Annotated in this window: 10 protein-coding genes and 1 tRNA gene; 2 read left to right on the top strand and 9 right to left on the bottom strand. The window is 71.7% G+C overall.

Features of this window, described 5'->3' with window-relative positions:
- Positions 1-106: 106 nt before the first annotated feature.
- Positions 107-658, top strand: a complete 552-nt coding sequence (locus tag RM572_RS09385; RefSeq protein ID WP_027765480.1) for a DNA-binding protein — start codon at positions 107-109, stop codon at positions 656-658.
- A gap of 2 nt (positions 659-660) precedes the next feature.
- Complete coding sequence (locus RM572_RS09380; RefSeq protein WP_311672801.1) at positions 661-1,878, top strand: serine/threonine-protein kinase; 1,218 nt, start codon at positions 661-663, stop codon at positions 1,876-1,878.
- A 61-nt stretch (positions 1,879-1,939) separates the two neighbouring features.
- Here RM572_RS09380 and RM572_RS09375 read toward each other — a convergent pair whose 3' ends face one another.
- From RM572_RS09375 to gnd, 9 genes are all read right to left on the bottom strand, one after another.
- Entirely contained in the window at positions 1,940-3,304 is a 1,365-nt protein-coding gene (locus tag RM572_RS09375) for a hypothetical protein (RefSeq protein WP_311672800.1), read from the bottom strand.
- Positions 3,305-3,431: 127 nt separating this feature from the next.
- A complete protein-coding gene (locus RM572_RS09370) occupies positions 3,432-3,566 on the bottom strand; it encodes a DLW-39 family protein (RefSeq protein WP_023529481.1) in 135 nt (44 codons plus the stop codon).
- 194 nt (positions 3,567-3,760) lie between these two features.
- Positions 3,761-3,834: transfer RNA gene (locus RM572_RS09365), tRNA-Ile, on the bottom strand.
- Positions 3,835-3,917: 83 nt separating this feature from the next.
- A complete protein-coding gene (locus tag RM572_RS09360) occupies positions 3,918-4,487 on the bottom strand; it encodes a DUF3566 domain-containing protein (protein WP_311672799.1) in 570 nt (189 codons plus the stop codon).
- 3 nt (positions 4,488-4,490) lie between these two features.
- Complete coding sequence (gene gyrA / locus RM572_RS09355) at positions 4,491-7,139, bottom strand: DNA gyrase subunit A (RefSeq protein ID WP_311672798.1); 2,649 nt, start codon at positions 7,137-7,139, stop codon at positions 4,491-4,493.
- A 76-nt stretch (positions 7,140-7,215) separates the two neighbouring features.
- Positions 7,216-9,276, bottom strand: a complete 2,061-nt coding sequence (gene gyrB, locus RM572_RS09350) for a DNA topoisomerase (ATP-hydrolyzing) subunit B (protein ID WP_311672796.1) — start codon at positions 9,274-9,276, stop codon at positions 7,216-7,218.
- A 313-nt stretch (positions 9,277-9,589) separates the two neighbouring features.
- Entirely contained in the window at positions 9,590-10,075 is a 486-nt protein-coding gene (locus RM572_RS09345) for a DUF721 domain-containing protein (protein ID WP_311672876.1), read from the bottom strand.
- A 98-nt stretch (positions 10,076-10,173) separates the two neighbouring features.
- A complete protein-coding gene (recF, locus tag RM572_RS09340; RefSeq protein ID WP_311672795.1) occupies positions 10,174-11,325 on the bottom strand; it encodes a DNA replication/repair protein RecF in 1,152 nt (383 codons plus the stop codon).
- A 9-nt stretch (positions 11,326-11,334) separates the two neighbouring features.
- Positions 11,335-12,234 (bottom strand): phosphogluconate dehydrogenase (NAD(+)-dependent, decarboxylating), encoded by a 900-nt coding sequence (gene gnd / locus RM572_RS09335; RefSeq protein WP_394813562.1) that lies wholly within the window; start codon positions 12,232-12,234, stop codon positions 11,335-11,337.
- Positions 12,235-12,363 lie beyond the last annotated feature (129 nt).

Genomic DNA, 12,363 nt, shown 5'->3' with positions numbered 1-12,363 from the left:
GGCAGGAGATTCCGACCGGGTATCGCCCCACGGCCATCACCCTCCGTAGGATGCACCGCAAGTTCGCGCCAGCGAAGGTCCGCAGGGAGTTCCCGGGGAGAGGCACATGGACGCAGCACAGCAGGAAGCGGCCGCCAGAGCGCGGGAACTGCAGAGCCAGTGGTACGGGGAACCGCTGGGGACGCTGTTCCGGCGGCTCATCGACGACCTCGGGCTCAACCAGGCGCGCCTCGCGACCGTGCTGGGCCTGTCCGCTCCCATGCTGTCGCAGCTCATGAGCGGACAGCGGGCGAAGATCGGCAATCCCGCGGTGGTGCAGCGGGTGCAGGCCCTCCAGGAGCTCGCCGGCGAGGTGGCCCGCGGCGACATCAGCGCCGGGGACGCGACCGCGCGCATGGAGGAGATCAAGCGCACCGCCGGGGGCAGTGTGCTGAACAACACGGTCCAGGGCGGGGCGGCCGGCGCCTCGCAGACGCCGGTGAAGCGGATCGTGCGGGAGATCCAGGCGCTGATGCGGTCGGTGTCGGACGCGGCCGACATCCTCGACGCCTCCGCCGCTCTGGCCGACAGGCACCCGGAACTGGCGGAGTTCCTGCGGGTCTACGGGGCCGGGCGCACCGCGGACGCCGTCAAGCACTACGAGGAGCACGCGAACTAGTCATGGGGGAGGTCTTCGCGGGGCGCTACGAACTGGTCGACCCCATCGGCCGCGGCGGGGCGGGCGCGGTGTGGCGCGCCTGGGACCACCGGCGGCAGCGGTACGTGGCGGCGAAGGTGCTGCAGCAGCGGGACGCGCACGCGCTGCTGCGCTTCGTCCGCGAGCAGGCGCTGCGCATCGACCACCCGCACGTGCTCGCCCCGGCGAGCTGGGCGGCGGACGACGACAAGGTGCTGTTCACCATGGACCTGGTGGGCGGCGGGTCGCTGGCCCACCTGATCGGCGACTACGGGCCGCTGCCCCCCGTCTACGTGTGCGTGCTGCTGGACCAGTTGCTGGCCGGGCTCGCCGCCGTGCACGCGGAGGACGTGGTGCACCGGGACATCAAGCCCGCCAACATCCTGCTGGAGCCCACCGGGACGGGACGGCCGCGCCTGCGGCTGTCCGACTTCGGCATCTCCATGCGCAAGGGCGAGCCGCGCCTCACCGACGCCGACTTCATCGTGGGCACGCCCGGCTACTTCGCGCCCGAGCAGATGCAGGGCGCCGAACCGGACTTCACCGCGGACCTGTACGCCGTCGGACTCGTCGCGCTCTACCTGCTGACGGGGGAGAAGCCGGACGCGTTCGCGCTGCTGGACGACTACGAGCGGGCGGGCGGCGTGCCGCCCGCACCGGCGCGGGTACCGGAACCGCTGTGGCAGGTCGTGGGGACGCTGCTGCACCCGGACCCGCAGGACCGTTTCCGTACGGCCACCGGCGCCCGGAAGGCCCTGGCGGGCGCGGCGGAGGTGCTGGGCGACGGCGGCGCCGGTGCGGTCGCGGTGGAGGTGCGGGACCATCTCGGCCCGCTGCCGGAGGGATTCGGGCCGGACGGCCCCCGGAGCGCGCGGCAGACGGCGAACGATCCCGGCGCGAGCACGGCCTCGGACACGGCCTCGGACACGGCCTCGGACACCGGGAGCTACCACCTCGCGCCGCCCCGGCCGGCTGCGCCGCCGACGCTCGCGCACAGCCCGACGCTCACCGCGGGGTACGGCGCACCGCACCCGGCCTCCGGCCCCACGGCCCCGCCCGCACCCCCCGCAGCGGGACCAGCCGCCCAGCGGCCGGGGACACCCGTACGACGGCCGGGGCCGCCCGCGAAGATCGCGGTGCCGGTGCTGCTGGTGGCTCTGGTGTGCCTGGCCGTGGGCGTCTGGGCTCTCGCGGCCGCCTGAGCGCCCGCGCAGGCTCGGTGGGCGGGCGTTTCCACGGGCGACCGGCCGATGTCCCCGCCGGTCAGTGGCGCTGCGGGGGTGGCGTGCCGAACCCCGCCGCGGGCCTGCCCGCAGTCCCGCCCGCGGACCGGCGTGCGAGGCCCCACCACAGGGCCAGCCCGGCCAGCAGCAGCGTGCCGGTGCCCACGCCGGACCAGCCGACCACCGTCAGGGTGTCGCTGCGCCGCGCCGCCTGCGGCGTCAGCCCCTCCTCCGCCTGGTCCCGGTCGGCGTCGCTCACCCCGAATCCCGCCGCAACGGGATCCCCGGCATAGTCCGGGTCCTCGCCCGGCTTCCCGACGAGTTCGGTGCGCAGCGTCACCGGCACCGTGCCGTCCACGAAACGGCCGAGGTCGGCGTGCGCGTGCACGGCGACGTAGTACCAGCCGGCGACGGACGCCGCGGCCACCTCGTCGTCGTACGCGTACCGGTGCCCGTACACCGCCGGCGGCGTACGGACCGGCACGGCCGCGGGGGCGTCCGCCTCGTACATGGCGCCCTCGCCCGCCACGTAGCCGCGAGCCGGGTTGTACACGGCGACCTGCACGCCGTCCGAGGTGTACGCGGTCTCGTCGCCGGTCTTCGCCGTGCCGAACTCCGCGCTCAGCGCGAGCGACTGGCCCCAGTCGACCGGCACCCGGTAGAAACGGGTCCCGCCCGGCCGCAGCCGGTCCTTCCACACGCCTTCGCCCATGCCGGCCGCGTCGTTGAAGCCCGTGCCGCCCTCGAGCCGCCGCGCCGTGCCGGTCGGCAGACCGGGCGGCTCGGTCGGCAGGTCGTCGGTGTCCGGCGCCTCGGTCGAGGTCAGGCTGTTCAGGCCCGGCTCGCTCATCAGACGGAGCTCGACCGGCCACGCGGCCTGGCCGGACGCCGGGTCGCTCTCCCGGGTCACCGAGAGGTTGTAGACGCCGGCGGACTGGCACGCGCCGTCCGGCTCGGTGACGCGGGCGACCCAGGCCGCGATCGGACGGGCGGCGCCGTCGCTTCCGAAGTCGGCCTCGCCCTCACCGCAGGACGTGCCGTCGGCTCCCTCCAGCAGCACGCTGACGCCGTCGCCGTAGGCCACCTCCGAACCCGCCTCCGGCAGCGCCGCGACCGAGATCCGGGGCTGCGACTCCGCGTCCAACTCGACGGTGTAGTACTTCTCCTCGCCCGGACCGATGTCGTCGGTGTAGATCCGGCCGGACGCCAGCCGCGGGCCGTCGGCGCTGCTCCGCGCCCCGTCCACAGCCTGTGCGTCCTCGGCCGTGCGGTACGCCGGCACGTCGCCCGCGTCCGCGACGGCGGCACCGCCCAGGAGGCCCGCCGTCACCCCCAGCACGACCGCGGTCGCGAGGGCCCGCGGGACGGCACGCCCCGCCACCCGCCCGGTGGTTCCCCGTCTCACCGCACCACGCCCCCGCATCTCGTTCACCACTTTCCGGCCCCACGCCCGCACCGCGTCTCGCGGGCGTAGACGACGAGGCCCCGCGCGCGGTTTCGCACCCGGGGCCTCGCGGACTACTGCTGTGGGGTCACACGCTCGTACCTGCAGGTACGGAGTCGGTCGCCTCCGTCCACAGATCCTGCTCGGCGCGGTCCGCCTGGATCTGGCGGTACACGAGGAGCCCGCCGACGGCGGCCAGTGCGACCAGGAGAAGCTTCTTCACCGCGCTACCTCGTCCTTCATAGACGTATGGGACCTTCTGGCGCCCGATGATACCCACACCGACCCCCGCGCCGACGGGAACACCCGCCGTGGCCCACCTCCCACCGCTACGCCCGGCCACCACGCCTTTCGCCGGGCACACGACACGGAAGGCCCGGCACCTCCGGGGAGGTGCCGGGCCTTCCGACGTCGCGGTGGGGCTAACAGGACTTGAACCTGTGGCCTCATCCTTATCAGGGATGCGCTCTAACCATCTGAGCTATAGCCCCGCGCTGCACGGAAAGATTAGCGCACTGTGGGCCATGCCCCAAAATCGGTTCCGGGGCCGGGCCGGCGCCGCGACGGCGGCGGTTCACTCGTCCTCGGCGAGGGTCACCTCGACGCCGCCGACGAAGCCCGCCGACAGGTTGTAGATGAACGCGCCCAGCGTGGCCAGCGCCGTCATCAGGACGACGTCGATGAGGGCCACGACGCCGGTGAACGTCAGCACCCGCGGCAGCGACAGGAAGCCCTCGAGGTCGAACCCGTCGGACCCGTCGCTGGAGGTGGCCTCGCTTATGGTGCCGCCCACCGCCGCGAAGACGCCCATCGCGTCCATGACCATCCACAGCACGGCGACCGCGACCACGGTGCACAGCCCCAGGGCGATGGCCAGCAGGAAGCTCACCTTCATCACCGACCACGGGTCCAGCTTGGCCACCCGGAGCCGCGCCTTGCGCGTGCGCGGGACCGTACGCGCGCCCGTGCGGGGCTTGCGCAGGACGCCGACGCCCTCCCCGCCGCCCCCGGCGCCGCCGTCCTCCGCCCCCGCCGGGGCGTCGTACGCCCGCGGCGGGTGATGCGGCTGAGCCTGCGGCTGCGGACCCGGCGGGGCCTGCGAGGGCTGCTGAGGATACGCCTGCTGGGACTGGGCACCACTCACGCCTTACTCCTCGTCGCTCGACGTGGCCGGGGAACCGGCCGGGCCATCGGCCGGGGACTCGCCGGTCCCGGCGGCCGCGGCGGCCGCGGCCTCCACGGCGGCGTCGACCACGGCCTCGACCTCCTCGGCCTCCCGACCGGCCTCGGCGTTGCGCGCCATGCCCACGACGGCGTCGCGCTTGCCCAGGTTGATCAGGGAGACGCCCATGGTGTCACGCCCGGTCTCCCGCACCTCGCTCACGCGGGTACGGATCACGCCACCGCTGCGCGTGATGGCCAGGATCTCGTCGCTCTCCTCGACCACCAGCGCACCGACCAGCTCACCGCGGTCCTCCACGATCTTCGCGGCCTTGATGCCCAGACCGCCGCGCCCCTGGACGCGGTAGTCGTCCACCGACGTGCGCTTCCCGTACCCGCCGTCGGTGGCGGTGAAGACGAAGGTACCGGCCCGCACGACGTTCATCGAGAGCAGTTCGTCGCCCTCGCGGAAACTCATGCCCTTCACACCGGACGTCGCCCGTCCCATCGGCCGCAGCGTGTCGTCGCTCGCCGTGAAGCGGATCGACTGCGCCTTCTTGCTGACCAGCAGCAGGTCGTCGTCCGGGGAGACCAGTTCGGCGCCGATCAGTTCGTCGTCCCGGCCGTCGTCCATCTGCCGCAGGTTGACGGCGATGACGCCGCCGGAGCGCGGCGAGTCGTAGTCCTTCAGCGGAGTCTTCTTCACCAGGCCCGACTTGGTGGCCAGCACCAGGTACGGCACCGCCTCGTAGTCGCGGATCGCCAGGATCTCCGCGATCTGCTCGTCCGGCTGGAACGCGAGCAGGTTCGCCACGTGCTGGCCGCGCGCGTCCCGCCCGGCGTCCGGGAGCTCGTACGCCTTCGCCCGGTACACCCGGCCCTTGTTGGTGAAGAACAGCAGCCAGTGGTGCGTGGTGGAGACGAAGAAGTGGTCGACGATGTCGTCCTCGCGCAGCTTCGTGCCGCGCACGCCCTTGCCGCCGCGCTTCTGCGCCCGGTAGTCGTCGGTCTTCGTCCGCTTGACGTAGCCGCCACGCGTGATGGTGACGACGATGTCCTCCTCGGCGATCAGGTCCTCGATGGACATGTCGCCCTCGAAGGGCACCAGCTGGGTACGGCGGTCGTCGCCGTACTTGTCGACGATCGCGGTGAGTTCGGCACCGATGATCTCGCGCTGCCGGGCCGGCGAGGCCAGGATCGCGTTGTACTCGTCGATCTTCGCCTGGAGTTCGTCGTGCTCGGTGGTGATCTTCTGCCGCTCCAGCGCGGCCAGCCGGCGCAGCTGCATCTCCAGGATCGCGTTCGCCTGGATCTCGTCGATGCGCAGCAGGTCCATCAGGCCGCCGCGCGCCTCGTCCACGGTCTGGCTGCGGCGGATCAGCGCGATGACCTCGTCGATCGCGTCCAGCGCCTTCAGCAGACCGCGCAGGATGTGCGCCCGCTCCTCGGCCTTCCGCAGCCGGTACCGGGTACGGCGCACGATCACGTCGATCTGGTGCGTCACCCAGTGCCGGATGAACGCGTCCAGCGACAGGGTGCGCGGCACGCCCTCGACCAGCGCCAGCATGTTGGCGCTGAAGTTGGTCTGCAGGTCGGTGTGCTTGTACAGGTTGTTCAGCACGACCTTCGCGACCGCGTCCCGCTTCAGCACGATGACCAGGCGCTGCCCGGTGCGGGAGGACGTCTCGTCCCGGACGTCGGCGATGCCGCCCACCCGGCCGTCCTTCACCAGGTCGGCGATCTTCAGCGCCAGGTTGTCCGGGTTCACCTGGTACGGCAGCTCGGTGACCACCAGGCACTGCCGGCCCTGGATCTCCTCCACCTCGACCACCGCGCGCATCGTGATCGAGCCCCGCCCGGTGCGGTACGCCTCCTCGATGCCCCTGCGGCCCACCACCAGCGCGCCGCTCGGGAAGTCCGGGCCCTTGATCCGCTCGATCAGCGCTTCGAGCAGCTCCTCGTTGCTCGCCTCCGGGTTCTCCAGGTACCACCGCGCACCCGAGGCGACCTCCCGCAGGTTGTGCGGCGGGATGTTCGTCGCCATGCCGACCGCGATGCCGGCGCTGCCGTTGATCAGCAGGTTCGGGAACCGCGACGGCAGCACCGTCGGCTCCTGGTTGCGGCCGTCGTAGTTGTCCTGGAAGTCGACGGTCTCCTCGTCGATGTCCCGGAGCATCTCCATGGCCAGCGGCGCCATCTTGCACTCGGTGTACCGCATGGCCGCGGCCGGGTCGTTGCCCGGCGAACCGAAGTTGCCGTTCGAGTCGACCAGCGGCATCCGCATCGACCAGGTCTGCGCCAGGCGGACCAGGGCGTCGTAGATCGAGGTGTCACCGTGCGGGTGGTAGGTGCCCATCACGTCGCCCACCACGCGGGCGCACTTGTAGAAGCCGCGCTCCGGCCGGTAGCCGCCGTCGTACATCGCGTACAGCACCCGCCGGTGCACCGGCTTCAGGCCGTCGCGCACGTCGGGCAGCGCACGCGACACGATCACGCTCATCGCGTAGTCGAGGTAGGAGCGCTGCATCTCCGTCTCGAGGCTCACCGGCTCCACACGGGCTCCGGCGGTCTCGTCGACGATCGCGCTCTCCACGGGCAGGTTGTGCGGCTCGGGAGGAAGATTCTCGTCGGCCATGCTTCGAAGTCAGTCCTTAACTAGCTACGGCGCGGATGAGGAGGGGGACAGCCGGATCCAGCCGGATCCGGCCGACTCAGATGTCGAGGAAGCGGACGTCCTTGGCGTTGCGCTGGATGAACGACCTCCGCGCCTCCACGTCCTCACCCATCAGGATCGAGAACAGGTCGTCGGCCGCGGCCGCGTCGTCCAGCGTGACCTGGCGCAGGACGCGGTGGTCCTGGTCCATGGTGGTCACCCGCAGCTCCTCGGCGTTCATCTCGCCCAGACCCTTGAAGCGCTGGATCGAGTCGTCCTTGATCCGCTTGCCCTGCTCGCGGCCGAGCTGGATCAGCTTGTCGCGCTCCCGGTCGGAGTACGCGTACTGGTGCTCGTCCCGGCCCCACTTGATCTTGTAGAGCGGCGGCTGCGACAGGAAGACGTGGTTCTCCTCGACCAGCGGCCGCATGAAGCGGAACAGCAGCGTCAGCAGCAGCGTGTTGATGTGCTGGCCGTCGACGTCGGCGTCCGCCATCAGGATGATCTTGTGATAGCGGAGCCTGCTGATGTCGAAGTCCTCGTGGATGCCGGTACCGAACGCCGAGATCAGCGCCTGCACCTCGGCGTTCTGCAGCACCTTGTCGATGCGCGCCTTCTCCACGTTGAGGATCTTGCCGCGGATCGGAAGGATCGCCTGGTACTGCGGGTCGCGGCCCGACTTCGCGCTGCCGCCCGCGGAGTCGCCCTCCACGATGAAGATCTCGCACTTCGCCGGGTCGTTGGACTGGCAGTCCGACAGCTTGCCCGGCAGCGACGCCGTCTCCAGCAGACCCTTGCGGCGGGTCAGGTCGCGCGCCTTGCGCGCCGCCACCCGCGCCGTCGCCGCCTGGATGCCCTTGCGGATGATGTCCGCGGCCTCGTTCGGGTTCCGGTCCAGCCAGTCGGTGAGCTGCTCGTGCACGATGCGCTGCACGAAGGTCTTCGCCTCCGTGTTGCCCAGCTTCGTCTTCGTCTGGCCCTCGAACTGCGGCTCGCTCAGCTTGATCGAGATGATCGCCGTCAGACCCTCGCGGATGTCCTCACCCGTGAGGTTGTCGTCCTTCTCCCGCAGCAGCTTCCGGTCCCGCGCGTACCGGTTGATCAGGCCGGTCATCGCCGCACGGAAACCCTCCTCGTGCGTACCGCCCTCGTGCGTGTGGATGACGTTCGCGAAGGAGTACACGCCCTCGCTGTACTGGCTGTTCCACTGCATCGCGATGTCGAGGGACAGCTGACGCTCCGCGTCCTCAGCCTCGAACTCGATGATCGTCGGATGCACCGGCTCGCCCTTGCGCGAGTTCAGGTGCTTCACGAAGTCCGCGATACCGCCCTCGTAGTGGTACCGGACGGCGTTCTGGTTGCCCTCCTCGTCGACGTGCTCCTTGCGCTCGTCGCGCAGCGAGATCGTCACACCCTTGTTGAGGAAGGCCATCTCCTGGAAACGCCGGGCCAGCGTCTCGAACGAGTAGTCCGTCGTCTCGAAGATGTCCCCGTCGGCCCAGAAGGTGACCGAGGTACCGGTCTCCTCCGTCGCCTCGTTCTGCTGCAGCGGCGCGGTGGGCAGACCCAGCTTGTAGTCCTGCGTCCAGCGGTAGCCGTCCGTCCGGACCTCGACCGCGACCTTCGTGGACAGCGCGTTCACCACGGACACGCCCACACCGTGCAGACCGCCCGAGACCGCGTACCCGCCGCCCCCGAACTTGCCGCCCGCGTGCAGCACCGTGAGCACGACCTCCACGGCCGGCTTCCCCTCCGACGGCACGATGCCGACCGGGATGCCGCGCCCGTTGTCGACGACCCGCACACCGCCGTCGGCGAGCAGCGTCACGTCGATGGTGTCCGCATGACCCGCCAGCGCCTCGTCGACCGAGTTGTCGACGACCTCCTGCACGAGGTGATGCAGACCACGTTCACCGGTCGACCCGATGTACATGCCCGGACGCTTACGGACCGCGTCCAGGCCCTCGAGGACGGTGATCGCACTCGCGTCGTACGACGGCGAACCGGGCCCCTCACTGGGCCCGGCCGCCGGGATCTCCTCCACGGCGCCGGTCTCGGACGTGTTGCTCTGGTTCTCCTTGCCGGGATCGGCCACGAAGCGCCCTTTCTGGCACAGCACAGGCCGTCTCCGGGGCATGGCGGAGCGGCTGCGATGTTCGACGATTTCCGCAACGGGGCGGCTTGCCCTCCAGTGTACCGGTGGCTCGGACATGAATGGTGGTTTGCCGGTGCCTGAGTTCCCACGTGCCGCCCTCAATCGCCATCCGGCGACTCCCCATATGCGGACCGGGGGGCCGAGAGGCTCACAGCGGCACTCAGCGCTTCGGGCCGTCACCGGCCGTCGCAGCCCCGCACACCCGCCTCCACACCCGCGCACAGACCCACCCCTCACGCGCGTGCGCACGCCCGCGCGTGAGGGCGCTCCCGCACACCTATCCGTAGGTGTCGCGCGGCCCACGACTCCCCGGAGCGCGCAGCGGCCCGTACCGCGGCGCCGGCGCCTGAGGGCCCCGCACCTTGATCACGCGCACGGTGCCGTGCCCGAGATCCTCGTTCAGCCGCGCCACCAGACTCGGCGCCAGCAACCGCAACTGCGTCGCCCACGCCGTCGAATCGCACGCCACCAGCAGCGCGCGCTCCTCCTCGTCGTACCGCACCGGCTCGCAGTGCTGCGCCACCTGCGGTCCCACCAGCTGCGGCCAGCGGCCCATCACCCCACCCACCGCCGCCGGCGCCTCCCAGCCCCGCTCGGTGATCAGGGAACTCACCGCACGCCCCAGCGACATCGGGTCCCGGCCGTCCCGCCCCGCGCCCGACCGCACACCGCCCCGACGGCCCTGCTTCCGCTGCTGCGCCGCCGCGCCACGGGCCTTCGCCTGCTCCTTCGCCGCCCGCAGCGCCACCCGCGCCAGATCCACACCCGTCGGCTCGGCGGCCGCCGGCTTCGGCGCCGCCTGCCCCTCGGCCGGCTCCCGCCCGGGCTCCCGCTCCTGCGCGCCGTCCGCGCCCTGCGGACTCACCGCCGGACCACCTCCCCCTCGGCCACCGCGAAACGCGCCCCCGACAGCACCGCGGGCACATCCTCCTCCACGGCCGCCGTCACCAGCACCTGCTCACCCGGCGCCACCAGCTCCGCCAGCCGCGCCCGGCGCTTCACGTCCAGCTCAGCAAACACGTCATCCAGCACCAGCACCGGCTCGTTCCCCTCCCCGCGCAGCAACTCGTACGACGCCAGGCGCAGCGCCAGCGCATAACTCCACGACTCACCGTGACTCGCGTAGCCCTTCGCCGGCATCCGCCCCAGCTTCAGCAGCAGGTCGTCCCGGTGCGGGCCGACGAGAGTCACCCCGCGCTCGATCTCCCGCTTCCGCGCCTCGCCCAGCGCGGTTAGCAGCCCCGCCTCCAGCTCCTCCCGCGCACCGGCACCCTGCGGATGCCCGCCCTCCGAGAACCCGCCCTCCACCGACGGGCCGCGGTACTCCAGCGACACCGGCCCGCCACCGGGCGCCAGCTGCTCGTACGCCTTGTCCGCCAGCGGCTGCAGCGCGGCCACCACCTCCAGCCGCCGCCCCAGCAGCTCGGCCCCCGCCCGCGCCAGATGCTGATCCCACACGTCGAGCGTCGACAGGTCCGCGCCCCGCCCGCCGTGCCGCCGCGCCATCGCCGCCGACTTCAACAGGCTGTTGCGCTGCTTCAGCACCCGCTCGTAGTCCGACCGCACGCCCGCCATGCGCGGCGACCGCGCCGTGACCAGCTCGTCCAGGAAGCGGCGCCGCTCCCCCGGATCGCCCTTCACCAGCGCCAGATCCTCCGGCGCGAACAGCACCGTGCGCAGAATGCCCAGCACGTCCCGCGGCCGCACCTGCGAGGACCGGTTGATCCGCGCGCGGTTCGCCCTCCCCGGATTCAGCTCCAGCTCCACCAGCTGCTGCCGCTCCCCCTGACGCACCTGCGCCCGAACGACGGCCCGCTCCGCGCCGACCCGCACCAGCGGCGCGTCCGACGACACCCGGTGGCTGCCCAGCGTCGCCAGATAGCCGACCGCCTCCACCAGGTTGGTCTTGCCCTGGCCGTTCGGGCCGACGAACGCCGTCACCCCCGGGTCGAGGGAGACCTCGGCCCGGGGGTAGCTGCGGAAGTCGGCCAGCGACAGATGCGTGACGTGCACAGCTGTGGACTACTTCTTGCTGCTCTCCACCGCGTGACCGCCGAACTGGTTGCGCAGCGCGGCGATCATCTTCATCTGCGGGGAGTCGTCCTGCCGGGAGGAGAACCGTGCGAAGAGCGAGGCGGTGATCGCCGGCAGCGGCACCGCGTTGTCGATCGCGGCCTCCACCGTCCAGCGGCCCTCGCCGGAGTCGGCGGCGTAACCGCGCAGGGCGGCCAGGTGCTCGTCGTCGTCCAGGGCCTTGACCGCCAGGTCCAGCAGCCAGGAGCGGATGACCGTGCCCTCCTGCCAGGAACGGAAGACCTCGCGCACGTCGGTGACCGAGTCCACCGCCTCCAGCAGCTCCCAGCCCTCGGCGAAGGCCTGCATCATGGCGTACTCGATGCCGTTGTGGACCATCTTCGCGAAGTGGCCGGCGCCCACCTTGCCCGCGTGGACCGAGCCGAAGTCCCCCTCCGGCTTCAGGGCGTCGAAGACCGGCTGCACCTTCGCGACGTGTTCGGCGTCGCCGCCGTACATCAGCGCGTAGCCGTTCTCCAGCCCCCAGACGCCGCCGGAGACGCCGCAGTCGACGAAACCGATGCCCTTCGCCGCCAGCTCCCCGGCGTGCTTCTCGTCGTCCGTCCAGCGCGAGTTGCCGCCGTCGACCACGACGTCGCCGGGGGAGAGCAGCTCGGCCAGCTCGTCGATGGTGGACTGGGTCGCCCCACCGGCCGGGACCATCACCCACACGACCCGCGGGCCCTTCAGCTTCGCCACCAGCTCCTCGAGGCTGTGGACGTCAGCGATGTCCGCGTTGCGGTCGTAACCGACGACGGTGTGGCCGGCGCGGCGGATGCGCTCACGCATGTTGCCGCCCATCTTGCCGAGACCGACGAGACCGAGCTCCATCTGTGCGCCTCTCCTCATGTTCTCCGTGCGCTTCGTACCCGGGTACGAGCCTACGCCCGAGGGGGCGTGCACAGCTGTGGGCACCGCCGCTCACCTGGCCCGACGCGTGGCGGCCCGGAGGACCGCCACAACCCGCCACAACCCGCC

The sequence above is a fragment of the Streptomyces hazeniae genome, assembly GCF_031845485.1.
Lineage (GTDB): Bacteria > Actinomycetota > Actinomycetes > Streptomycetales > Streptomycetaceae > Streptomyces > Streptomyces hazeniae.
The sequence above is the reverse complement of the archived record's forward strand: the minus strand, read 5'-3'. Positions and strand labels throughout refer to the sequence as shown.